The sequence below is a fragment of the Pseudobutyrivibrio ruminis AD2017 genome (genome assembly GCF_000424305.1).
Taxonomy (GTDB): Bacteria; Bacillota; Clostridia; order Lachnospirales; family Lachnospiraceae; genus Pseudobutyrivibrio; species Pseudobutyrivibrio ruminis_B.
Map to the genome: position 1 here is coordinate 135,762 of NZ_AUJQ01000003.1, position 25,018 is coordinate 160,779.

A 25,018-nucleotide genomic window follows, 5' to 3' on the forward strand; every position below is an offset into this window, starting at 1 on the left:
AGAGATGTATGAAATTCAGTATTATAGTTCCAATCTACAATGTGCAGGATTATCTTGAAAAATGCTTGGACACTATAGTTAATCAGACATTTGATGATTATGAAATTATACTTGTAAATGATGGAAGCACAGATTCATCTGAAGCCATATGTAGAAATTACATGAAAACCTGTAACAGAGAATATCAGATTATAAATCAGGAAAATGCAGGTCTTTCCGCTGCAAGAAATACAGGACTTGCTGTTGCAAAGGGTGACTGGATTGTATTTGTAGATAGTGATGATTATGTTTCATTGGAATTACTAGAATGTCTAAATAAAGCAATGGCAAAGGCTGATGCAGATTTATACTCATATAACCATAGTAGAGTGGATCAATGTGGAAAAAGGATAAGCAAAAAACTATATGCCGTTGAAAACAATGTTATAAGCTTTGCATCGGATGAAGATAGAAATAATTACATATGTGAAGAATTTTTAAATTATAGCCTTGGCTGGGAGGCATGGGGCATGATTTATAAGAGAAGCATCATAGCGGACAATAAATTAATGTTTCAAAATACAGCAGAGGTTTTTGCTGAAGATTTGTGCTTTTCACTTCAGTACATGATGCATGTACAAAAAATATATGTATTATGTGACCTGCTTTATAATTACCGAATCAGATCAGGGTCCCTATTAGAAACTGCTGCTTCAGAGTCTATACTTCCACGCATCTACAGGCTGGCAGAATTTTTATATAGCAAGGGAAATCTGAATAAAGCTTTGAAGAAAAACTTTTCTCAGGTTTATCAATTATTAGTAGATTTTCATATTAAGTATAATCTTGTAAATACATCTGCTGCTAGTATAGATGAGCAGCTTAAAGAATTAGAGAAAACTACTAAGTATCATAAAAGATGGTATAAGAACAATGACAGATAACAAAGACTTAGTTTTAAAAATTGAAAATGTAGGCAAAGATTACATGCTAGGCGCTGTTACCGGGGACACTCTTAAGGATGCCATAAAGCTACGCATGAACAAGGCAAAAAGAAATGAAGTGGACGCTTCGTCTTTACACAACAGGTATTTTAGTGCATTAGATGATATATCTTTCACAGTTTCGAAGGGAGAATGTGTAGGTCTTATAGGTTCAAACGGAGCTGGTAAATCTACACTGCTTAAGCTTATATCTCGCATTACAGCTCCTACCAGAGGTCGTATTTGCATTGATGGAAAAGTGGCAAGTATGCTGGAGGTTGGAACGGGCTTTCATCCCGAGCTTACAGGACGCGAAAACATTTATCTTAATGGTTCTATCCTGGGAATGAAGCGTCAGGAAATAGATAAGAAGATTGATTCTATTATAGAGTTTTCTGAATGTCAGGATTTTATAGATACACCGGTTAAGAGATATTCATCTGGGATGTATGTAAAGCTGGCTTTTTCCGTGGCCGCACATCTGGATGCAGATATCATGATTATGGATGAGGTGCTGGCAGTTGGAGATGTTAAGTTCCAACACAAGTGCCTGAATAAAATGAAAGATATTGCCAAAAACGAGGGCAAAACGGTACTTTATGTCAGCCACAACATGGATACAGTCAGTACCTTGTGTGACAGATGTTTAGTTCTTAATCAGGGAAGATTAGTGTTTGATGGGCCAGTAGATGAGGCGATTAAAATCTACAATGGCTCGGAGGTTAAGACAAACACCACGGCAGATTTTGCTAAATATATCAGACCAGGCTGGTTACAGCGAGATGATATCAGACTTACATGGGCGGAATATGTAAATGCTTCCGACGGCGAAGCTGTATCAGATAAGTTAGATATTAATTTCAAATATATATGCAATAAAACAGTAGCAAATGTAGGTTGCAGGGTTGAGCTCATAGATGAAAAGGTGGGCCGTCCTTTTGCAACACAGGTATTTTATGATGTTGCCAGTGGAGAAGCTAAGGACACCGGTACATTTAACATTACAGTTGATTTATCAAAGATAATGAATGGAAATTACAAGACATTCTACACATTGTTTGTCTTGAGCCCATATGATGATGGAATAGATTTGGATTGTGTTAGCGGATTAGAAATCAATGTAGTCCGCCCACATGAGGAAGGCAGCCTAAGATGGCGTCAAAACTCATGGGGCAATGTGAAGCTGTAAAGCACTGGAAAGTAGCAGTACGCTATCCTGTGAAGGGATTTATTAGGATAAGGCGTTTTCTTCAATAGCTTTTGTATGATTCGTATATGCGATAATACATTATTGCCGTTACGATAGCTTTTAAGTAGTGTGTACATGCTATATTCAAGTGTGCCATTGTAAGAGGCGATAATGGCTGGGATATATTCTTCAGTAGCCATGTTAAGCATCAAATCAAAAGCAGGCTTATAAATATAGGTGCCATCTTTTATCAGGTTTAGGCCAGCAGTGGCAGAAGCAGTGTTTTGCACATAATGATAAAAAGGCTTGTTAACATATTTACATTTCAGGTCTTTGCTTGAGAATAATTGAAATTGAAACAATAAATCCTCGCAGACGTTTATTTCGGTATTGAAGAGGCTGTTTTTAATCAAATCAGCTTTGAATAATCGAGTGCACAAAAAACCTCTAACATCATCAGAAGTAAACATTGCAGTGATAAATTCACTAGAGCTTAAAGTGGATTTTTCATAGCCGCTGTAGGCAGTTACTACATCGTTTTTATGAGTGTAATATCCACATACTACGCAAGCGCATTTATCATCAGCTTCGCCTAACATTGTTTTGTACATGTCAGGCTCGATATAATCATCCGCGTCAAGAAAGCTAACAAAATCGCCAGTTGCTAAGGCCAGTCCTGTGTTTCTGGCGGCAGATACTCCGCCGTGAACCTTGTAAATATATTTAATCTGAGGATGCTTATCAGCGTAGCTTTGAACCACTTGCTTTGAATTATCAGTGGAACCATCATCTACAAGAATGATTTCATCTGGTACTACAGAGCCAGCAAGTATGCTATCAAGCATTCTTGGCAGGGTGGATTCGTTATTAAAAAATGGAATTATTGTTGTAATTTTTTTATTCATACTATGATTATATGTTAAATAAAGCACCACTTCAATTAAGGAGATCACTTAAATGAGCGAATTGCTGATACCGAAAACCATACATTATTGTTGGTTTGGCAATAATCCGAAACCTGAATCAGTTGTAAAGTGTATAGATAGCTGGAAGAAAAATTGCCCAGATTTTGAAATAAAAGAGTGGAATGAAACTAACTACGATATCCACAAGCATCCATATATGGAAGATAATTATGCACAAGGAAAATGGGCTTTTGTTCCGGATTACGCAAGACTTGATATCATGTATGAGCATGGTGGGATTTATTTGGACACCGATGTTGAAGTGATAAAGGACCTATCCCCTTTGTGTGAGCTGAAGGCTTTTAAAGGCTTTGAAAGTGATACGTTAGTTAATGATGGACAGGGCTTTGGCTGTATGCCACATCTGCCTATCCTAAAGGAAATGATTGCCTGCTACGACGGAGATGAGCCATACGAATTCATAGATGGTAAGCTTCAAAATATAGAAAGCCCAAAGCTTTGTACAAAGGTGCTTTTAAGACATGGTCTAAAGCAAGACGGCAAAAGACAAAAGGTTGAGGATATAGATATCTTCCCTGCAGAATATTTCTGCCCTAAGAACTGGGCTACAGGCAAAATAAATATTACAGAAAATACGTATTCAATCCATCATTTTGATGCCAGCTGGCATGATAAAAAGAGTACTAAATACATCCTTCTCATGCGATGCCTAAACAGGGTATTTGGTGAGAAAAACGGTATGAAGCATTTTAAATCGCTGATGGAATTTAAGGATAGTATCAAAAGGATTGTTAAATAGAGTTTATGGAAAAGTTGACATCGGTTATAGTACCAGTTTTTAACGTGGAAAACTTTATAGATGCTTGTATATCATCGTTGATAAAACAAAGCTATTCTAACCTAGAGATAATACTTGTGGATGATGGTTCTACAGATAGCAGCGCCATTTTTTGCGATAAATGGGCAGAGGTTGATAATAGAATAAAAGTTGTCCATCAAGCTAACGGAGGCTTATCTGCCGCAAGAAACACTGGATTGAATCATGCATCAGGAGAATATATTTGTTTTGTTGATTCCGATGATTTCGTTAAAGAGGACTATGTTAAATGCATGGTAGATGCCATCGAAGAGACTGGCGCAGATGTTGCATTTTGTGATGTTGTCACATCAAGATTGCCAGCTCTTATCGCTCCTATTACATCCAATCTTGTGTTAGATGCAGCAGAATGTAGAGCGTGGCTAGATAATCTTATCTCAAGAGAATATGTTTTAATGGTTGTATCATGGAACAAGCTATACAAAAAAGAGTTTTTTGAAAACAACAGATTTTATGAAGGCAAGCTTCATGAAGATGAGTTTATGATTAATAAGCTAATATTCAGTATCGATAAAATGGTTTATGTTCCATGTGAAGAATATGTCTACAGAATGAATATTTCAGGCATTACAGGCAAAGAAAACGAATATAACATAGCTCATCTGGATGCGATAGATGCGTATACAGAAAGGATAGATGTTTCTCTTGAAAATAATGATATAGGCTTTGCCAAAATCACATTAAGAAATACTATGTATAAACTGTCTGATTACTATTTTAAGATGGAAGAACACCAGAATATAGTAAAGCAAAAAATGCGAACGGTGCTTGATACCTATGGGGATATCATTACTGCCAGGCAGAAATTCAAATATGAATTGTTTATGCTTTCACCAGCAATCTTTAAAGTTATTTTTGCTAGATAATCACGGAGATTAATATGACAAGTAGTAAGTTTAAAATAAAAAATACAGCAGGTATGTTTGATCTTATAAAAGGTATTACCATGCTTATGGTTATTTATGTTCACACATACGCACTGTTTCCAAACTCTTTTATATTTAAGAATACATATCAGGCTGATTTGGATGCGATGATTGACATGAAGCTGTTACCACATTTGTGGTTGACCGTTTATAGTATTTTTGCTCATTCTTTAATGCCTGCATTCTTTATCGTTAGTGGTTATGGAATGCGAAAAATGGGGATAGGTAAATGCATTAAAAAGCAGGCCAACACATTGCTTATCCCATATGCCATTACAGCAGTATTAACATCAATGCTACATGTATGCACACACTACACTTTATATCGTTATTTGCCAGGTTCTATCAAGGAAACATGCAGAATTGCAGGTGGATTTTTGCTTGGACTTTCAAAGACAAGCTATTACTTTGATGTAAAGATTTTCTCATGCGGACCTATATGGTTTGTTCTTTCATTGTTTTGGGGACTTATTATTTTTAATATATTGTTAACCTATGTGCCAGACAAATATTTATGGTATGCATCACTTGGCATGGCTTTTGTGGGATGGCTACTTAGCTTGGGGAACACTGTTCCTTGGTGTATTTCACAGGGGGCTGTTTGTGCTTTTTACATCTGCCTTGGATATCATGCCAAAAAGAAAAAATGGTTTACAGAAGGCATAGGTTTCAAGGAAAAACTGGCCCTTATATTGCTGATTTTCGTTCCAAATGCTTGTATGAGATTTATTGGATACATGGATGGTATGGCAGATAATGTTTATCCATTTGGTATAATCACAATCCTTTTGAATGGATACATGGGACTTATTTTGATTTACGCATTTTTGTATCTAAACAGATTTTCAGGAGTAGTTACATCATTCCTTAGAAAAATAGGTAGATTATCAATCTATGTTTTATGTGTTCACACTATAGAGATGATGGGATTCCCTTATTATTATTTCGCTGACAAATGGACAGGAAATGTTACTGTTGGATGTCTTTTACTATATTTAGTCAGGGCTACTACTGATTTGATAATCTGCTTTAGTTATGTTTCTATAAAAAATAAAGTGCTGGAATATATTAATTCTAAAACGGAGAAATAGATGTACGATTTTTTTGAGAATATAAAATCATATCAAAACAGAATTGCATACAGATATTTTAGAGAAGATACAGTGCATGAGGTTACTTACACTCAGTACTATAACAATATATTAGAATGTCTTGCTAATTTGCAGGAGCGCTTTGGCGATATCGAAGGAAAACATGTAGCGATTAAGGGTAACAATTGCTACGAATATATTGTTATTTTGGCAGCGCTTATTCTTGGAAAAGCAGTAGTGGTTCCGGTGAATATCCGCGAATCAGATGAAGTAATCGAAGAAATATTAGCTGATGCGGATACTGATTATGTAATCAGCCAGAATTCCTTTAAGGACTATTGTAGCTTTAAGAATGATGAATCAGGTAATCATAGCTTTGATTTAAGTGATGAAAATCGTCTTGTAATGATTATTTATACATCAGGCACTACTGGCAAGCCAAAGGGTGTTATGCTTACCCTAAAGAATCTTTTTGGAAGAAAACGCAACATCCTTCCTAAGGAGTACGCAGAAGATGAGGCAAAGGATGATTTGCTAATCACCTATTTAGTGTTTCCACTATATCATGCAGCAGGCTTGTGTAGCTGGCTTAGCTGGTGCAATAGAGGCTGTATGACCTATATCAATGAAGATATTGGAAACATGCTTAATGAATTGCAGGAGATAAAAATAGATTTTGCTTTTGTATCTCCAGCTACAATGAAGCTGTGGAAGAAGCGCCTTAAAAGAGGTGGCGCCTTAAAGCTAGGATGTGTTAAATCAGTTGGAACAACAGGCGCACCAATGGACAGAGAAATAATCGATTTCTTTGTGGAAAATGGGATAAACTACTGTCAGTTTTATGGAATGACAGAGACCTTCGGTGATGTCACTTACAACAGTAATGTGACGGATAAAGTGGCATCGGTAGGAAAACTAACTAACGATGCAGTTCTAAAAATAATCGATGATGAGATATGTGTTTCAAGCTGGAATTGCATGAAGGGCTATTATAACAATCCTTCTGAAACCGTAAATACGATAATTGATGGGATGATTCATACCGGAGATCTGGGGTATATTGATGAGGATGGATATGTTTATATCACTGGGCGCAAAAAGAATCTTATAATCCTATCAGGTGGAGAAAATGTTAGCCCAGAAGAGCTTGAAAATCTTTTGTACAAAAATCAGGCAGTTAAAGAGTGCAAGGTTTTTGAGCGAGACGACAAAATAGTTGCAGCAGTGTTTGCTAAAGAAAGTGATGAGGAAGTTATTCGACAATATGTTTCGGATTTAAATAAGGGTTTGCCTATTTTTAAAAAGATTCATGTTGTGGAGTTTCAAAATAAAGAGTTTGAAAAAACAGCAAGTGGAAAAATAAGGAGGTAGAAAATGGATAAGTTTGAAGAAGTAGCAAAAATAATCGAAGAGGTAGCAGATATACCTGTAGATGAAATCGAAGAAGATAGTTCTTTAATTGATGATTTGGATTTATCTTCTCTTGAAATAATGACAATATTGAACAATGTTTCTAGAAAATTTGGTGTTAAGATTACAGAGAAGCAGACCCTGGAGATTGAGACCGTAGCAGACATAATTGCAGTTCTGTAAAAGGAAAATGTGGAATTAAAATGAAAAAGATGCAGATTAAGAATACGGCAGGTATGTTTGATTTTCTAAAAGGAATCACGATGCTTTTAGTTGTTATTGTTCATACCTTTCAGGAATTTACAGATTATGATTTCGGAAAAAATCTTAATTTTCTGGGTATATTAATGGTGGCATTATTTGTAATCAGCGGATACGGCTACAGGAAGAAAAGTTTGAGTAAATCTATAGCTCAGCAGGCACGTTTGATTCTGATTCCGTACAGTATAACAGCGTTGTTTACCAGTGCTGTTCATCTGTTGTGCCATTACATAAATTATCGCTCTGTAAAAAATGCAGTAATACAGACATTAAAGGTGTTTGTGGGCTTTGTTTTAGGTATTAGCGAAACCACAACGATTCATGGTTTTGAAATCTTTTCCTGCGGTGCTTTATGGTATTTATTGGCGTTGTTTTGGGCATGGATACTTATGTATTTTTTAATAAGCTATGTGCCAGAAAAATGGCAATTTTTGGTAGCCTTTGTAGTAACATTTTTAGGACTATATTTGAGCTTTACAACCTGCGCTCCATTTGGCTTTTTTAGAGGAATGTTTGGGCTGTTTTTTGTTTATACAGGGTATTATTGCAAAAAGAATAAGTTATTTATTAATGAGTGGAAAACTAGTACCAGGTTACTATTGCTAGGGTCACTGGGACTAATAATTATAGTTATGCTGTTAAAGGATATGCTTCCTTGGATTGCTATTTTAGTAATGCCATTATCGCTTATATATCCGCCAGTGTTAGTAAAGATTTTTTTGTATTTAAACAATATATTCAGAGGCTTTGTAGCTAACAAAATAAGGACTATTGGAAGATATTCCATGTATTTTTTGTGTGTTCATTCGGTAGAAGGAAAGGCGCTTCCATGGTATATGCTTGATGAAAGAATTAATACATCTTCAGAAACATGCGTCATGATTGTGATTAGAATAGCAATGGATTTATTTTTATGCGCCCTTGTAGTATATACAGTACCAAGGCTTAAAAACGTTATTGAGGATGATATAATCAAACATTGATAGACAGTATTGAAAAATTGGTTACATAAAAATAAAAGCATATAAAAAATTGAGTTTTTTTATGCACATTTTTTGATTAAATAGGTGTATATTATATACACTGTGAAAAAATGCGTGTATACTCGCATTTAGTACGATTGAAAGGGAGAAAGTTATATGACAAAGGAACAGGCAATTGAACTTCTTGAGAGTCGCGGTCAAGGTCATGTCATGCGTGGTTTTGATAATCTCTCAGAAGCTCAGAAAGAAACATTTTTAGCTCAGATTGAAAACATTAATTGGTCTGATTTTGAACTCATTGGTAGTGATTCCGCTAATGCTAGAGGCGAATTTGCAGTACCACCTGCAATTGAGCTTTCTGAAATCGAAGCTAGAAAGGACGAATTCGAGGCAGCAGGTCTTGAGGCAATCAAAAAGGGTGAGGTTGGTGCCATCTTACTTGCTGGTGGAATGGGAACACGCCTTGGTTTCGATTTACCAAAGGGTTGCTACAATGTTGGTCAGACACATGATTTATATATCTTTGAGTGCCTCATCAACAATCTTCTTGATGTAGTTAAGAAAGCAGATGCTTTCATACCTCTTTACATCATGACAAGCGAAAAGAACGACAAGGCTACAAGAGATTTCTTCGCAGAGCATGATTATTTCGGATATAATTCTGATTTCGTAAAGTTCTTCATTCAGGATATGGCATGTGCTGTAGATTACGATGGAAAGCTTCTTCTTGAAGAGGAAGGACGTCTTGCTACATCACCTAACGGAAACGGTGGCTGGTATGCATCTATGCTTAAGGCAGGCCTTAAGAGCGATATTCAGGCTAGAGGGGTTAAGTGGCTTAATGTATTCGCTGTTGATAACGTACTTCAGCGTATCGCAGATCCACTATTCATCGGTGCAACAATCCTTGGTAACTACGTATCAGGTTCTAAGGTAGTACGTAAGGTTGAACCAGCTGAAAAGATGGGACTTCTTTGTCTCGAAGATGGTAAGCCAGGCATCGTAGAATACTACGAAATGTCTAAGGAGATGTCTGAAGCAAGAGCAGCTGATGGCAGCTTACTTTACAAATATGGTGTAATCCTTAACTATCTCTTCTCAGTTGAGAAGCTTGATGAAATTGTTGATAACAACATGGTAGTTCACGTTGTAGAAAAGAAGATACCATTCATCGATGCAGATGGAAATAAGGTATCTCCTACAGAACCAAATGGTTACAAGTTTGAGTTACTTGTTCTCGATATGATCCACATGATGGATAACAATTTAGCATTCGAGGTAGACAGAAATTATGAGTTCGCGCCAATCAAGAATCTTCACGGTGTAGATTCAGTTGATAGTGCAAGAGAGTTATTGGAAAAGAATGGTATAGTGCTTTAAGCTAGGGGGTCTAATGTATAAACGAAAGAAGAAATTTTGGGCAAAGCATTGGGACTTTATAACATTAGATACATTGGCGGCATTACTCGCTTTTGCAATTGCGATTTATATTAGATATGGCAGTGTAATAATAGAAGATGCTTATTTTTCACACAAAAATATCTATTGGAATTTATTTATGATGATTATTTTCGTCAGTATATTAAATGCAGCAATACGTGATCCATATACTGGTATAGTTCATCGTAATAAATATCAAGAATTAGGTGCCGTAGTTTTACATTCTTTCGTGAATCTCTGCGGCATACTGATATTCTTGTATGCATTCAGATATTCAAGTTTCATTTCCCGTGCAGTGATTTTTACATGGGGAGCACTCATGGTTTTTATCATGTTTGCTTTTAGAATAGTGTTTAAGCGAATCATTCGCTATAGAAAGCTTGAAGATGTTAACAAATCTTCAATGCTTGTTATAGCAGATTCAAGCACAGTAAAGCATTGTTTGGGACAGCTTGCCAACAATCCTTATGTAGAATACAAGGTGGTTGGTTGCGCTGTTATTGATAAGAATTGGGTAGGTAAAAAGATTCAGGGCGTGCCAGTAGTTGGTGATTGTGATTCGGTTTTCGAATACATTCGTACTCACGTTGTAGATGAAGTTTTTATCGATGGCAAAAACAGATACAGCGAAGAGCTTTTAGCTGAGCGCCTTGCTGATTTAGGTTGTACAGTACATATTTCACTTATCCATACTGATCACCTTCTTAAAAATCGCGCTATTGAATATTATGGTGATTACATCACTATGACAACTAGTATGCACATCGCTACTAACCGCGAAAGCTTTGCAAAGCGTACAGTTGATATTCTTGGTAGTCTTGTGGGCTTGGTATTTTGTGCAATTGCATTTATAATCCTTGCACCAATCATCAAGATTCAGGCGCCAGGACCAGTGTTCTTTTCACAGACACGTGTGGGCAAGAATGGCCGCAAGTTTAAATTTTATAAGTTCCGAAGCATGTATGTAGATGCGGAAGAGCGCAAGAAGGAATTGATGGCTCAAAACGAAATGAATGGTCTTATGTTTAAGATGGAAAACGATCCAAGAATTTTCCCAGCAGGCCACTTCATTCGTAAATATTCTATCGATGAATTGCCTCAATTCTGGAATGTTTTAATTGGAGATATGTCTCTTGTAGGTACCAGACCACCTACAGAGAATGAATATGAACAATATGATTTACATCATAAGGCACGTCTTGCTGGACGCCCTGGTCTTACAGGCCTGTGGCAGGTTTCAGGACGTAGCAACATTACTGATTTTGAGGATGTTGTAGCCCTTGATACTCAGTACATTAGAAATTGGTCACTTGGTTTGGATATCAGTATTTTATTCAAAACAGTGGCAGTTGTATTTAAAGGTTCTGGCTCTAAATAGACAAATCACCCCCGTAAAGGTTATAATAAGCTTTACGGGGCTTTTTGTTAATATAACCCCTTCAAGGAGAAAAGATGAAAATTACAGTTATTACCCCATTTTATGAGGGGGATAAATACATGGACAGTTTTGTAGATAGCATGCTATCTAACGAAAAGGAACTTAGCCTGGCAGGTCACAGCCTGGAGGTTATTCTTGTAAATGACAGTCCATGGAAAAAGCTTGAGGTACCTTCTGAAGAGAACAGTTTCATGAAGGTTGTCACTAATGATGGTAACAAAGGCATACATTTTAGCCGCGTGGCAGGTCTTAAGGCAGCCACAGGTGATTATATTATGTTTTTGGACCAGGATGATGTGCTTGAAGGTAATGCCTTAGTTGAAATGCTTACAGCCGCAATCAATAAAAAATCAAGCGTGCTTGTTTGCAACGCTAACCTAGAGCAGGCTGATGGCACCAAGCTTTTATGGTACAGAAATGAATATCACAAATCATTGATTAGTGATTTAACTACATATCTTAGAATTGGCATCCAGATAATATCGCCAGGACAGTGCCTCATCAAAAAAGATGTTGTGCCTCAGTTTTGGCAGGAGCATCTGGTTCAGAAAAATGGAGCAGATGATTATTATCTATGGTTGCTCCTTCTTGCAGCAGGTGTCAGATTTGATTACCTGGACAAGGCGTTGTATACTCACAGATACACTAAATCAAATCTATCCAAGGATACTAATATCACAGATGCATCGGTATATGATTTCTTGAATCTGCTTGATGAATGTGATTATTTCAAGCAGGAAGATATCTTCACATTGCATGAGATGATTACCTACAAGAATCAATTCCGAGCTAGCTCTACACTTGGAAAGATTACTTGCTCACTTGCAAATCTTAGTTTGTTTATAGACAATTTAAAGTTCAAAAAAAACACGGGGACGGGTTACGGTTTTAACAGATAATGAAAAATATTGCAGTTTTGCTTGCCACATATAATGGGCAGGAATACTTAAAACAGCAGCTTGATAGCTTGCTCAAACAGACATTTTCAGATTTTAGAATTGTAGTGCATGATGATGGCTCAACAGATGACACTTTGGCCATTTTGAATGAATATCGTGATGCATATCCTGAAAAGCTGGAATTGCTTTTTAAAGAATCTTGCGGTAGCGCTAAGGCTAATTTCCTTTGGATGCTTAGCAAGGTAGAAGCAGATGCATATTTCTTCTGCGACCAGGATGATGTTTGGGATTCTACCAAAATCGAAAAGTCACTTAAGGCCTTAGGCTCTGATGAAGAGCCTAAATGTGTATTCACAGATATGTGGGTTACAGATGACAAGCTAAATGTCATTTCTGATTCGTTTATACGATATATCGGAAGAGAGCCTAAAAACAATGCTTACACTCAGGTGTTGATTGATAATCCAGCAGCAGGGTGTACTATGTGCTTTAACAAATCTCTTAGAGATTTAATTGTAAAAGCTGAAAGCATCGATTTAGATAATATTCCAATGCATGATGCACTGGTGCTTGCCATTGCGTCAATTATGGGTGAAGTCACAGTAATAGACGAACCACTTGTTTATTACAGGCAGACGGGGCATAATACTATGGGCGCTACAACAGAATCAGATTCTGATAAAAGAAATCGCAACGTTTCTGATTTTAAAAATGGCAGCCTGTTTGAAAAGAAGAAGTCCTTCATAAATGAGTCCAGAGTATTTGCCGGAGAGCTTGCCAAATTGGATTTCATTCCAAAGGATAAGAAAAATATTCTTCTTAGATTTACAAAAATTGGAGAAAAATCCAAGCTTAAAAGAATGAGCTTTTACAAAAAATATAATTTTACCAGAGCCCACCACAATCTTTGGTTTAGGCTATGGGTATAACCTGAAGGAGATAAGGTTGATGAAAAAAACTTTACTATACATTAAAAAACATGCAGATTTTATTATATTAGATTTAGCTGCATTGATACTTGGATATTGGATGGTAACTAGATTCCGTTACGAATTTAGTGCAGTCCACCACGGGGAATTGTTCTTTGATTATGGTGTAGTTCTTGTAGCAGTTTATCTTGTTATATTGCTTCTTAGTAAGAATCTTTCAGGTGTTATCAAAAGAAGCTTCTTTAAAGAATGCCAAAGCATTTTGGTGCAGGTGTTTGTAACCTGGGCATTCTTCACTGTAGTTCTTTACACAATCAAGACAGCGCAAAACTTTTCACGAAGCGTTTATGCTGCAGCCTTTGCGGTATGCTATTTGTTTATTATTATCGAGCGTACCGCGTTAAAATGCTTTATTCGTTTTAGTCGTTTCCACTCACAGCTTTGTCCAAAGCTTATCATCGTGTGCGACGGCAATCACACTCAAAAGACTATCAAGCGTGTACTTAAAGGCTCCTTTGAAAACGATTATGAAATCGTAGGTGTTGCAATGACAAAGGAAGAGGACAACGATTATATCGATCATTTCGATTCTGTAGTTGGTCTTGATAAGATAGAAGAATTTATTAAAGATAAAAAGGTTGATGAAGCTTACTTAGAGCTCAGCGATGCGACAGTTGAAACAGAGGCTATTAACACACTTTTAAAGAACAACATTCTTGTTCACCGCAGTCTTCAGGACAGCACAATCAATTACGTTGAGCAGGAAATCGATGAAATCAGTGGACATTCAGTAATCACAATACGTGATACACAGGTTTCATTCGTTACAAGAGCAGAAAGAGTGGAGACAGCCCTCTTTAGAAAGATTACAAAAAAGGATTAGTTAGGTTTTATGAAGTCAGCAGTATTTTTTGACATTGATGGTACACTTTGGGATTACGAAAAATATATTCCAGACAGTTGTAGAGAGGGTATTAAAAAGCTTAGAGAAAATGGTCATCTTGCTTTTATTTGCAGTGGTAGAGCCAGAGCTTTTATTCAGGATAAGGATTTACTTAGTCTTGGCTTTGATGGAATTGTTTGCTCCTGCGGTTGTCATGTGGAAATCAATGGAGATGTTTTATACGAAAAGGTCATCGATAAGGATTTTGCAAAAAAGACTGTTGAAATGATTAGAGAATACGGTTTCAGACCTATCCTTGAAGGACCTAAGAAAATCTACATGGACGATGATGAATTCGATCATAACGATTATTTTGGTAATGTACTTCGCCGTGATCTTGGTTCTGATTTAGTTACAATTGGTGGAGATTATTATGGCAACTGGTTGATTAACAAAATGTCATGCGCCACTGATGTAGCTGCTGATAAGAGAATAGAATGTTTTGAAAGACTTTCAAAGCATTATGAAATTATAGCCCACAATGATGAAGTGTGCGAGTTGGTTCCAGCAGGACACAACAAAGCAACAGGTATGATGAAGGCCTGTGAATTGGTGGGCATCGATCCTGCTAACACATATGCATTTGGTGATAGCGAAAATGATCTTGATATGCTACAGGCTGCTCATGTAGGTATTGCCATGGGCAATGGTACCGACAGAGCAAAGGCTGCAGCTGATTATGTAACCACAGCCTTTGATGAAGACGGTATTTATAACGGTCTTAAGCATTTTGGCTTAATATAAAATTACTTATAAGAGATAATTATATTTTTAGCAGATAAGGTGGATATGGCATCTGAAGGCTGTATCCCCCTTTTCCAATCATAGTTATATGTCCAATTTTGTGTATGGGCTGATGCTGATACAGAAGCGTAGCAGCCAATCAATTCAGCATCGGTTAGTCCATTCAGATAACACGTCCGTGCATCTACACAAGGGTTATTGAATGCCAACACTTCCCCAGAAGCAGAATAAATTGTTATAGAAAGATTCGTAAGTTCTCGGTTTGCAGCCAAATCTATGGTGACACTCTTTGCACCAGGTTTTATTACCCCCTTATTGATTCCAAACTGTATAGAAGTAAATGCTTGCTTATAGGTCTCCTTTGACAGAGAGCCATATGGCATCCATGTGCTGGTACAAATCGAATAGTCGGATATTTTTCCGTTTGTATTTGCAGCTGTGATAGGTATTGTTTCTTTTGCTTCCCCAGTTTTCTTGGATACTCTTGTAGAGTAAGTATTGTTTTTAACATCCAGTGATTTTGTAAGAGGTGATTTTATCGTATATACGAAGTAATCGTCCTCCTCCCTGCAAGACACATCTGAAGTGATTTCTTTGATATGTTTAACATCGTTTTGGCAGGAATATTTTATCGTTGCTGTCTTATAATCATCGGCCCATTCTACATTACCTCTCCAGTCATGTCCGTTGATTGCGCAATCTTCGCGTTTTACCGAAAGGGTTACAGTGGAAGAACAATTGGTGCTGGCCTCGGCGTAGCAGCTTCCTATATGGTAATAACAGACTCCGTTATAGCATTCTTGACCGTTGTAGGTTCCATATCCAGTAGAATAAAGGTTGACGGTTATTACTGCAGCTTTTCTTTCCTCCCAGGTTAAATTCGAAATATTAAAAGTATGACCAATCAATGGAACTCTGGTTTTGGACTCAACACCATTAATATTAACAGAATATCCGTATATACCACCACCAACAGAGGAATGCCAACCATTACCAGTTTGATAGGTTGAAGGGTGAATTGTTATGGCGGTTGTTCTGGATAATGGGTCAATGCCATTGCTGTTTTTGTCTATATTTATAAGAGGCAATGTTACCGTACCGTAAGATGATGTTAAAACTTCATAATGGCTGGTTCCGGTTTCACTGTTTCTTCTGGAATAAGAAGAACCGCCACTTGCTGCGTTGACATTAAGTGAATAAAAGAGAGCCTGGCCGGATTTATCGTGGTGAATATTGAATCGTTCAAGCCATCCGCCCATAGTGGTCTGATTGGAATATGCATCCATAACAGTTGGATTCTTTTTTATCAGCTCAACTACCTTTGGCTGCTTATTTAAAAGATATGCTATTTCATCTACATGTGTAGCCTTGCCCTGTTGCTCAGTGCTAAGACAATCCTGCTTTGTAACGCAAAGCGCACTCTCATGTCCAAAGCAATAGCCATCAGAAAAAGCAAATATATCTTCTAAGGTATCAAATTCGTTTAAGCCTTCTATATGTACACCTTTTATAAGATTAACCCATGCCCCCGCCCCTGATTTGCTGGCAACTACATAGTCGAAAAATTCCTGAGCGCCATGAACAGGATGGGTGCTGTCTGCCGCGTAAGTGGAGCGGGCAATCAAATCGTATAAAGAAGGGTAGGTCCCAGCTAAGGATAGTTTGTCATTATAGGTTTTGCTTTTTGAAATGTAATCTTTGAAAAGATATTCCTTGTATGATTCAAGCCATTCTAGCTGCTTATTAGAAAGATAAGTTTCATCACCATCTCCTTCATAGTAGTAGGCGATGGCATTAAGAACGTATAGGTCGAAGCTTTTGTTGTTGTAAGATTGGTTCTTTAGAATATTATTATCACTGCTCTTTTTATCACCGATATAAAGTCCTTCTTTTGTTAAATCCACAATTGCCTTTGCAACATATGGATATTTTTCAGGGCTTAGAAGATATTGGCACATGATATTTGTCATAAGCTGGTTTGCTTCAGAATTATCTTCAGATGGTTTTTGATAATTATCAAGTCCTAACAGCTCACCTAAAAATTCAGGATTTCTTTTTAAGCTGTTACCGAAAAAGGCATCAAAATCTCCCTCAGATAAGGTAATTTGCATTGACTTAGAACTATGCACCGCGCCGCCTAAGCCGATGTAGTCGCTATAATATTTTTCAGCCCAGCTGCTGTAATTACTATCATAAAAATCGCCGTGCTTAGCATCCCAATTCATCTCTTCGTAAAAAAGCTTTTCCCATACCTTCTTAACATTGGCGCTGTTGGCACTGGAATAGGTCGCAAGAAAGGAGCTGTAATAGGGTCTGAAGGGAATATAGTTTTCATCTAAAAAGGTTTCCTTTGTGTTAGCGGTATTTTCATTTGCCTTAGCATCGGCGTGGGCCGTGAGAGGAAACAGGGAGCTTGCTAAACAGCTAGCAACCAGGCAACTGGAAATTCCTCTTTTAATCTGCTTCAATATTTTCATTTATTTCTTCCTCTATGTTATCTGCTGTATCCTCACAGGCAGGTGTGTTTTCAGTATCGTCTATGATTTCTTCGATGGCTTCAGTTTCTTCAGTTTCTTCGGTTTCTTCAGTTTCTTCAGTTTCGTCGTAAGCTTCTGTGTCTTCGATTTCCTCTTCTGGTTCCTCTTCTGAAATGTCTTGCGAATCCTCTTTTGAATAGTCGTCGTTCATGGAAATGGAATAATCCTGCACCTCACCATCCTTTTCATAGATAATAATCGTTGTGCTTGTTGGAATATCTCCATAGCCTCTTAGTTCATTGTAAACAGCATCAATTCCGTTAAGGTTTTTGAACATGTCAAAGTTGATGTTATTAAACAAAATCTCAAGGCTTTCATCCTGCTCACCAGAACTTGCCGCGATAAAATCTTCAAAGGTTAATCTACTTGAAGTGCAAAGAGATGTGGATTCGCTGTTATAATAGTCACCCATATCTGGAATCACAAAATGAAATGAATCGATATCGGCGTAGGACTCGGTCCAGTGTTTAACTTCTATTGTGATAGCGCTTGCTACAGAATCAGCTTCACTGCTTTGCTCATGGGCAACGGATGCCACAGCATTTGCGCTAGGCATGAAAGCTGCAGTAATGGAAATAGTTATTAATGCAGGTAATACTTTCTTTAGGTTCATAGTGTTTCTCCAATCTATTAAAATGGTTTAAATTCGTTTTGATATGTATAGAATCCGTAAGTGCCACGCTCGTAGCCAAATCTAAATTCAATGGAATTAGCAGATTCGTCTGTGGAAGTTGTTCTGTCTTCTAAGTTAGAGATTCGCTGTTCGAAATCATCCATATGAGCGGCAGTGTTCCCCTTGAGGGCGCCAAACTGTTCTATCAATTTTTCTCTTTCGTTTGTATTGGAAGATTCGTTCTGATTGATAATCGCCATCAGATCTTTATACAGATTATCCAAAGAATCTTTAGAAGAATCGGAATTGGAATTAATGAGATTTATCATAGCTTTCTGCTGTTCATCAGTCAAAGATTTATTGTTTTTAATGAGGTCAATTAAGCTCTTATTTACAGCTGCCAAATCTGTCGAATTTTTAAGCTCAAGCGCCTGCAAATCTTTCGAAATTTCATCCATGCAATCAGTGATGGAAAAAATCTCCCAGTCATTAGATGAACCTGGGGTGCCATTGCTTCCGGATACATTTTTATATATTCGATTATCGTATATCACATAATCGCCAGCCTGATAACGTCCCAAAGGATTGTAATTGCCTGCGCCAACTGTATTGATAAAGGCCTGATAATTATTATTAATCACAGAAGTGATGGATGCCTCTTCCCAATTATCTTTATCTGCAGAAGGATTTTTATCTGTATTAACGCCAGTGATATTTCTATATAAAACATTGTTGTACATAACGTATGTGTTTGGAGTGTAGGAGTTATCTTTTGACCACTCATCAATTCCGTCGTACAGCTTGTAAATGAAAGAGTTGTAATTGTTAGTGATGTTTTGGCTTAACTCATCATGCACTTCATTTAACTGACTGTTCACCTGATTAATATCGCTTGCCTCCAGCTTTTTGATTTTGTTATAAAGCTCGTTTAACTTTGTAAGCTCGTCGTCAGTCAAATTCTTATTGTTTTCAATTTCATCTTTTAACGTACTTTTTACCAGCTCGATAGTTCTTTCATTTTCTTTTATGGATTTTTCAAAGGATGATTTCATTTGCTGGATAGTGTTGGTGCTTTCAGTCATATATTCATCCAAACTAATAGTCTTTAAATATTCTTCAATCTCAGTTTGAATTGCAGTCTTTTGCTCATTTGTAAAGGAGTCCGAAGAATTAGCATAGGCAGCCAGCTGCTTTAGGATTCTTCTTTTAGCGGTATCATGATCAATCTTTCCACCTGTATAATCATCAATGGCATCCAGATAAGTTCCTGTAATGTACTGTTCAATTGCATTTAAATCAAGCTCCGAAGCTGACACTTTATTTAGCCCAGCTACATGCTTTATCCCGTTTATTGTGAAATGCCCAAATATCAAAAGTAGCACAAGAGCAAGTGTGGAAATAAATACAGCTATACCATTTAAAGTTCCGTCAGGATATCTATAAGCCCTTACAATATCCTGCAAAAGGGTAGACTCCTCCTGTGTATAATTTTTTTTGTTCCTCATATTGATAGTTCTCCTCTAATTTAAATATTGGTTAATAATATTGTTAATGGTATTAAAACTAAGGGGATTATCTGATGTCTCAAATGTGACAATCAAATTATCTCCCAAGATAATATTCGCCTTTGCATAAGTCTTTATTTTGACAGCAAAGTTTTCATAATAATTTTCATTATCAATCAGTCCAAAATGTTCCCAGTAATATGTTTTATTTGTCATGGGGTGAAGTAATGTGAAATCCGGAGCTATAGAGATATTGTTTATTGAAATGAGCTCCTCATATCGAAATGGAATCCTGCTTTCAGCTAAAGCCACTGCAATCATAGACTCTGACTTAGACCTAACCATAATGCCGTTCACTGTAGGGTGAATCAAATTCTCAGGATGGCTGCTGCTTCTATTATAATCAGCATTCATCCAGTAATCCGCCTCCACATCGCTAGTAGAAAAATAATCCTCCAGCAACTCTATATACGCCGAGTCTGAGAGTAGGGTGTTTAGCTTGTCTCTGGCGGGTTCAATTAGATTATAAGATTTGGACAAATCTTTAATTTGAGCATTGATTAAATTCATTTTTAGCTCAAGATACTTTTTGATAGCTAATTTAGAAGCTAGTTTCTTGTCAGCCTTTTTGATGTAATGAATTTTCCCATCTAAGACATGAAACCATTTACATGTATCACCAGTATGACCAATTGATATATGACCTTTTGGTAATGATGCATATTCTTTATTCAGTTTTTTGAGCGTTAATAATAATCGTTTGATTTTTTTGTCTGTTATTTACTATCTACTCCTTTCCTTAAAAGGATATTTCCTTGAAATATTCGTTTCCCCTACGAATACTTGCACTTACCGTATTGGAATAATTTGACGATATGTCAAAATAGATAAAAATGATTCTGTGGTAATATAGCACAGTTCAAAAATAATTACAATATCAAAATATTATTTATTTTAGCTATAATATATAACTTTTTATTGCGGCGTCCCGATACTCACAAGTCCAAAGTGTAGCTATAACAAGGCAAAAGTATAAGAATAACCCCAAATTGCAAGTCTTATACTTTATAAGTAGGATAACCGCCGAATTTGCGTAGAGAAAGTATATGATATAAACATTTTTGCAAAATTATACTTTTTTTAGAGTTAACAAGCCAGATATGGCTCCCAAAAAGTATAGAATCAATGATTGACCATTATTTTATACTTTTTTAGCCAGTGAATAGAAAAATGGCATAGATATTCGTATAAAAAACTCAATATTCCCCTATTATATACGAGTAACACAAATAGCCTGCATTTTGCTTAATTAATAGATACTTTGTTACAGAGGAGGCAGAAAATGATAATATTAGTGCAGTGATTTTATCTCACCCACAGACCTTGACAATCCATGGGATTTTTTCTATGATAAGAAAAGTTAAATGCAATGATGAAGAGGAGTAATCAGTGCCGTCCTGTAGAGAGGGTCGCTCACCGGCTGAAAGGTGACCTAGGAGCTGAGCTGACGAAGGTAGCTTCGGAGCAGATGGCGAACAAAGCATCCTGGTGATAGCCAGACAGATGTACAAACCATCCGAGTCGTTCCCGTAAGGAATAAGATGAGATATAAATGCAGGTGGTAACGCGACCGTATAGAATATGGCGCCCTGTGTACAGCAATTTGCCGTACACAGGGCTTTTTTAATTCGTATAAAGTTGAATTGCAAACCTGTTTAAGGCTAATTCAGAGATTTAGTAATAGTTAAGCGGCAACATAGTTTTGGCAAGCGCGAGCAGGGAGGCACCGTGCCGAGCGAGGGAGGACCTACGCCGGCGGAAGGACCCTCGCGAAAGTACGGAGGGTGCCCTGCGGGAGCATGTGTAATTTGGAGGCCGCGTGATTTTAGAAAGGAAATGAGGATGAAAGAATTAGCAAAGACTTATGATCCTAAGGGTCTTGAAGACAGACTCTACAAAAAGTGGGAGGAAAATGGCTATTTCCACGCTGAGGTAGACCGCAGCAAGAAGCCATTTACTATTGTAATGCCACCTCCAAATATTACAGGCCAGCTTCACATGGGACATGCACTTGATAACACAATGCAAGATATCCTTATCAGATATAAGAGAATGCAGGGATATTCAGCTCTTTGGCAGCCAGGTACAGACCATGCAGCTATCGCTACAGAGGTTAAGGTTATCGAGCATCTTAAGAAGCAGGGCATCGAAAAGGATAGCCTTGGACGTGAAGGCTTCCTTGAGAAGTGCTGGGAGTGGAAGGATGAGTACGGAACACGTATCATCAACCAGCTTAAGAAGATGGGTTCATCTGCTGACTGGGAGCGCGAAAGATTCACAATGGATGAAGGCTGCTCAAAGGCAGTTGAAGAGGTATTCGTTAAGCTTTACAACGAAGGCTACATTTACAAGGGAAACCGTATCATTAACTGGTGTCCAGTTTGCCAGACATCTATTTCAGATGCTGAGGTAGAGCATGAGGAGCAGGCAGGCCATTTCTGGCACATGAAGTACGAGATCGTTGGCGAGCCAGGTCGCTTCGTTACATTTGCAACCACTCGTCCAGAGACAATGCTTGGTGATACAGCTGTTGCTGTTAACCCTAAGGATGAAAGATACCAGGATATCATTGGTAAGACTGTAATGCTTCCATTTGTTAACCGTGAGATTCCAGTTGTTGCTGATGAATATGTTGATATGGAATTCGGTACTGGTGTTGTTAAGATTACTCCAGCACACGACCCTAACGATTTCGAGGTAGGTAAGAGACATAACCTTCCTGTAATCAATATCCTTAACGATGATGCTACTATCAACGCAAACGGTGGCGAGTTCGAGGGTATGGATAGATATGAGGCTCGTAAGCTCATTGTTCAGAAGATGGATGAGATGGGTCTTCTTGTTAAGATTGAAGAGCATACACATAATGTAGGAACACATGATAGATGTAAGACTACTGTAGAGCCTATGGTTAAGCCACAGTGGTTCGTTGCAATGGAAGAGCTTGCAAAGCCTGCTATTGAGGCTATCAAGACAGGCGAGCTTCAGTTTGTTCCTAAGAATTATGATAAGACATATTTACACTGGCTTGAGAACATCCGCGACTGGTGTATTTCACGTCAGTTATGGTGGGGACACAGAATCCCAGCATACTACTGCGAAAAGTGTGGTGAGACAGTTGTTGCTAAATCAGAAGACGCTCCAACAGTTTGCCCTAAGTGCGGACACACACACATGAAGCAGGATGAGGATACACTTGATACATGGTTCTCATCAGCACTTTGGCCATTCTCAACACTTGGTTGGCCAAACAAAACAGAGGAGCTTGATTACTTCTATCCAACAGACGTACTTGTTACTGGATACGACATCATCTTCTTCTGGGTAATCAGAATGGTATTCTCAGGATACGCTCACACAGGAAAGAGTCCATTCCATACAGTACTCATCCACGGCCTTGTACGTGATTCACAGGGACGCAAGATGTCTAAGTCGTTAGGAAATGGTATCGATCCACTTGAGATTATTGATAAATACGGTGCTGATGCACTTCGTCTTACACTTATCACAGGTAATGCACCTGGTAACGATATGCGTTTCTACAACGAGCGTGTTGAGAACAGCCGTAACTTTGCAAACAAGGTATGGAACGCTTCACGTTTCATTATGATGAACCTTGCTGATAACGAGGTTACAAAGCCAGCTGATTCAGAGCTTGCAACAGAAGATAAGTGGATTATTTCTAAGGTAAACAGCCTTGCAAAGGATGTTACTGAGAACATGGATAAATACGAGCTTGGTATTGCAGTTCAGAAGGTTTATGATTTCATTTGGGATGAGTTCTGTGACTGGTACATCGAAATTGTAAAGCCAAGAATGTATTCAGAAGAATATACAGCTAGCAAGAATGCAGCACTTTGGACAGCTAAGTTTGCACTTACAAATGCCCTTAAGATGCTTCACCCATTCATGCCATTCATCACAGAAGAAATCTTCTGCACACTTCAGAGCGAAGAGGAAACAATCATGCTTTCAGCTTGGCCTGAATTCGATGAGGCAATGAACTTCCCGGTAGAGGAAGCTAAGGTAGAGCGTGCTAAGGACGTAGTTCGTGGCATGAGACAGCTTCGTACAGATATGGATGTTCCACCTTCAAAGAAGGCAGCTATCCACATCGTAGCTGATGCTGCAGATGTAAGAGCAACATTTGATGAGATTACACCAATCTTCAAGACTCTTGCTGGCGCAACAGAAGTATTCATCCAGGCAGATAAGGCAGGCATCTCAGATGACGCTGTTTCTGCAGTTATACCAGACGCAACACTTTTTGTTCCACTTGAAGACCTTGTAGACTTTGAGAAGGAAAAGGAACGTCTTACAAAAGAAAAAGAAAAGCTTGAAAAAGAGCTTGCAAGATCACGCGGTATGCTTTCAAATGAAAAGTTCATGAGCAAGGCACCAGAAGCAAAGGTTGCTGAGGAGCGTGAGAAATTAGCTAAATACGAAGCAATGATGGCTCAGGTTGAGGCACGTCTTGCTTCTATGAAATAATATAATAATTAAAGATAGCCTGTAGCTAACAAGCTATGATATTTCTTGAGCGAAGCATTTTAGCTGAGCGGAGAAATCATCATGCTTGTGAGCGTAACAGGCGAGGAGGTACATTATGGATATTAAGAACATTTTAAGCAAGTGCGATCACACATTACTTGGTGTTGACGCAACATGGAATGACATTAAGGGGATTGTAGATGACGGAATGAAGTACGAAACTGCTTCAGTTTGTATCCCAGCAAGCTTTGTAAAGCAGGCTGCTGAGTACGTTAAGGAGCAGGGCGGACATCTTCCAATCTGTACAGTAATTGGCTTCCCTAACGGTTATGCTACAACAGCTTCTAAGTGCTTCATGGCAAGCGATGCTGTAGATAACGGTGCTGATGAAGTTGATATGGTTATCAATGTAGGTTGGGTTAAGGAAGGACGTTACGATGATGTTCTTTCTGAAATCAACGCTATTAAGGCTGCTTGCAATGGTAAGCTTCTTAAGGTAATCATCGAGTGCTGCTTACTTACAGATGAAGAGAAGATTAAGATGTGCGAAGTTGTTTCTAAGTCAGATGCAGATTACATCAAGACTTCAACAGGCTTCTCAACAGGCGGAGCTACATTTGATGATATCAAGCTTATGGCTGCTCACATGACAAATGGCAAGCTTATCAAGGCTGCAGGCGGAATTGCTTCACTTGAAGATGCACAGAAGTTTATCGACCTTGGAGCAAGCCGTCTTGGAACAAGCCGTGTTGTTAAGGCTGTAAAGGGATTACCAAACGACGGTAAGTACTAAT

21 protein-coding genes are annotated in these 25,018 nt (G+C 37.9%); 16 read left to right on the forward strand and 5 right to left on the reverse strand.

What is annotated here, in order from left to right; translation table 11 throughout:
• The first annotated feature begins 8 nt into the window (after positions 1–8).
• Positions 9–923 carry a glycosyltransferase family 2 protein gene (locus G611_RS0100575; RefSeq protein ID WP_028241945.1) on the forward strand — a complete coding sequence of 305 codons (915 nt, stop codon included), beginning with the start codon at positions 9–11 and terminating at the stop codon, positions 921–923.
• Complete coding sequence (locus G611_RS0100580; protein ID WP_028241946.1) at positions 913–2,151, forward strand: ABC transporter ATP-binding protein; 1,239 nt, start codon at positions 913–915, stop codon at positions 2,149–2,151. Before G611_RS0100575 ends, G611_RS0100580 begins: the two co-directional genes overlap by 11 nt.
• Here G611_RS0100580 and G611_RS0100585 read toward each other — a convergent pair.
• Positions 2,121–3,056, reverse strand: a complete 936-nt coding sequence (locus G611_RS0100585; protein ID WP_028241947.1) for a glycosyltransferase family 2 protein — start codon at positions 3,054–3,056, stop codon at positions 2,121–2,123. The genes G611_RS0100580 and G611_RS0100585 overlap by 31 nt on opposite strands.
• A 52-nt stretch (positions 3,057–3,108) precedes the next feature.
• On the opposite strand from G611_RS0100585, the gene G611_RS0100590 reads away from it, so the two are divergent.
• The 12 genes from G611_RS0100590 (at position 3,109) to G611_RS0100645 (ending at position 15,018) form a co-directional block, all read left to right on the forward strand.
• Positions 3,109–3,876 carry a glycosyltransferase family 32 protein gene (locus tag G611_RS0100590; protein WP_028241948.1) on the forward strand — a complete coding sequence of 256 codons (768 nt, stop codon included), beginning with the start codon at positions 3,109–3,111 and terminating at the stop codon, positions 3,874–3,876.
• Positions 3,877–3,881: 5 nt separating this feature from the next.
• A complete protein-coding gene (locus tag G611_RS13440; protein ID WP_081656925.1) occupies positions 3,882–4,820 on the forward strand; it encodes a glycosyltransferase family 2 protein in 939 nt (312 codons plus the stop codon).
• A gap of 14 nt (positions 4,821–4,834) precedes the next feature.
• The gene (locus tag G611_RS0100600; RefSeq protein WP_028241949.1) at positions 4,835–5,971 is read left to right on the forward strand and encodes an acyltransferase family protein; all 1,137 of its coding nucleotides are present in this window, start codon (positions 4,835–4,837) and stop codon (positions 5,969–5,971) included.
• Complete coding sequence (locus G611_RS0100605) at positions 5,972–7,342, forward strand: class I adenylate-forming enzyme family protein (protein ID WP_028241950.1); 1,371 nt, start codon at positions 5,972–5,974, stop codon at positions 7,340–7,342.
• Between the two features lie 3 nt (positions 7,343–7,345).
• Positions 7,346–7,564, forward strand: coding sequence for an acyl carrier protein (locus G611_RS0100610; RefSeq protein ID WP_028241951.1), 219 nt, complete (start codon positions 7,346–7,348; stop codon positions 7,562–7,564).
• A 20-nt stretch (positions 7,565–7,584) separates the two neighbouring features.
• Complete coding sequence (locus G611_RS0100615) at positions 7,585–8,625, forward strand: acyltransferase family protein (RefSeq protein WP_028241952.1); 1,041 nt, start codon at positions 7,585–7,587, stop codon at positions 8,623–8,625.
• Positions 8,626–8,781: 156 nt separating this feature from the next.
• A complete protein-coding gene (locus G611_RS0100620) occupies positions 8,782–10,005 on the forward strand; it encodes a UTP--glucose-1-phosphate uridylyltransferase (RefSeq protein ID WP_028241953.1) in 1,224 nt (407 codons plus the stop codon).
• Positions 10,006–10,018: 13 nt separating this feature from the next.
• On the forward strand, positions 10,019–11,443 hold the full coding sequence (locus G611_RS0100625) for a sugar transferase (protein WP_028241954.1): 1,425 nt from the start codon (positions 10,019–10,021) through the stop codon (positions 11,441–11,443).
• Positions 11,444–11,517: 74 nt separating this feature from the next.
• On the forward strand, positions 11,518–12,402 hold the full coding sequence (locus tag G611_RS0100630) for a glycosyltransferase family 2 protein (RefSeq protein WP_028241955.1): 885 nt from the start codon (positions 11,518–11,520) through the stop codon (positions 12,400–12,402).
• Positions 12,402–13,331 carry a glycosyltransferase family 2 protein gene (locus G611_RS13445; protein ID WP_051194984.1) on the forward strand — a complete coding sequence of 310 codons (930 nt, stop codon included), beginning with the start codon at positions 12,402–12,404 and terminating at the stop codon, positions 13,329–13,331. The genes G611_RS0100630 and G611_RS13445 overlap by 1 nt, the downstream gene beginning before the upstream one ends.
• 19 nt (positions 13,332–13,350) lie before the next feature.
• Positions 13,351–14,214 carry a hypothetical protein gene (locus G611_RS0100640; protein WP_028241956.1) on the forward strand — a complete coding sequence of 288 codons (864 nt, stop codon included), beginning with the start codon at positions 13,351–13,353 and terminating at the stop codon, positions 14,212–14,214.
• Positions 14,215–14,223: 9 nt separating this feature from the next.
• Positions 14,224–15,018, forward strand: a complete 795-nt coding sequence (locus tag G611_RS0100645) for a Cof-type HAD-IIB family hydrolase (RefSeq protein WP_028241957.1) — start codon at positions 14,224–14,226, stop codon at positions 15,016–15,018.
• 2 nt (positions 15,019–15,020) lie between these two features.
• Here G611_RS0100645 and G611_RS0100650 read toward each other — a convergent pair whose 3' ends face one another.
• From G611_RS0100650 to G611_RS13450, 4 genes are read right to left on the reverse strand one after another with little or no spacing between them, the layout of a single operon-like run.
• Complete coding sequence (locus G611_RS0100650; protein ID WP_028241958.1) at positions 15,021–17,495, reverse strand: hypothetical protein; 2,475 nt, start codon at positions 17,493–17,495, stop codon at positions 15,021–15,023.
• Complete coding sequence (locus G611_RS0100655; RefSeq protein ID WP_028241959.1) at positions 17,473–18,168, reverse strand: hypothetical protein; 696 nt, start codon at positions 18,166–18,168, stop codon at positions 17,473–17,475. Before G611_RS0100655 ends, G611_RS0100650 begins: the two co-directional genes overlap by 23 nt.
• Before the next feature lie 17 nt (positions 18,169–18,185).
• On the reverse strand, positions 18,186–19,673 hold the full coding sequence (locus G611_RS0100660) for a hypothetical protein (RefSeq protein WP_028241960.1): 1,488 nt from the start codon (positions 19,671–19,673) through the stop codon (positions 18,186–18,188).
• A gap of 15 nt (positions 19,674–19,688) precedes the next feature.
• Positions 19,689–20,243, reverse strand: coding sequence for a hypothetical protein (locus tag G611_RS13450; RefSeq protein WP_051194985.1), 555 nt, complete (start codon positions 20,241–20,243; stop codon positions 19,689–19,691).
• 1,332 nt (positions 20,244–21,575) lie between these two features.
• Between G611_RS13450 and G611_RS0100670 the strand changes: the two genes are divergently transcribed.
• Together G611_RS0100670 and deoC are read left to right on the forward strand one after the other, a co-directional pair.
• Positions 21,576–24,224: a valine--tRNA ligase gene (locus G611_RS0100670; RefSeq protein ID WP_028241961.1), complete on the forward strand. Its 2,649-nt coding sequence runs from the start codon at positions 21,576–21,578 to the stop codon at positions 24,222–24,224.
• Between the two features lie 115 nt (positions 24,225–24,339).
• The gene (deoC, locus tag G611_RS0100675; protein WP_028241962.1) at positions 24,340–25,017 is read left to right on the forward strand and encodes a deoxyribose-phosphate aldolase; all 678 of its coding nucleotides are present in this window, start codon (positions 24,340–24,342) and stop codon (positions 25,015–25,017) included.
• Position 25,018: the final 1 nt, after the last annotated feature.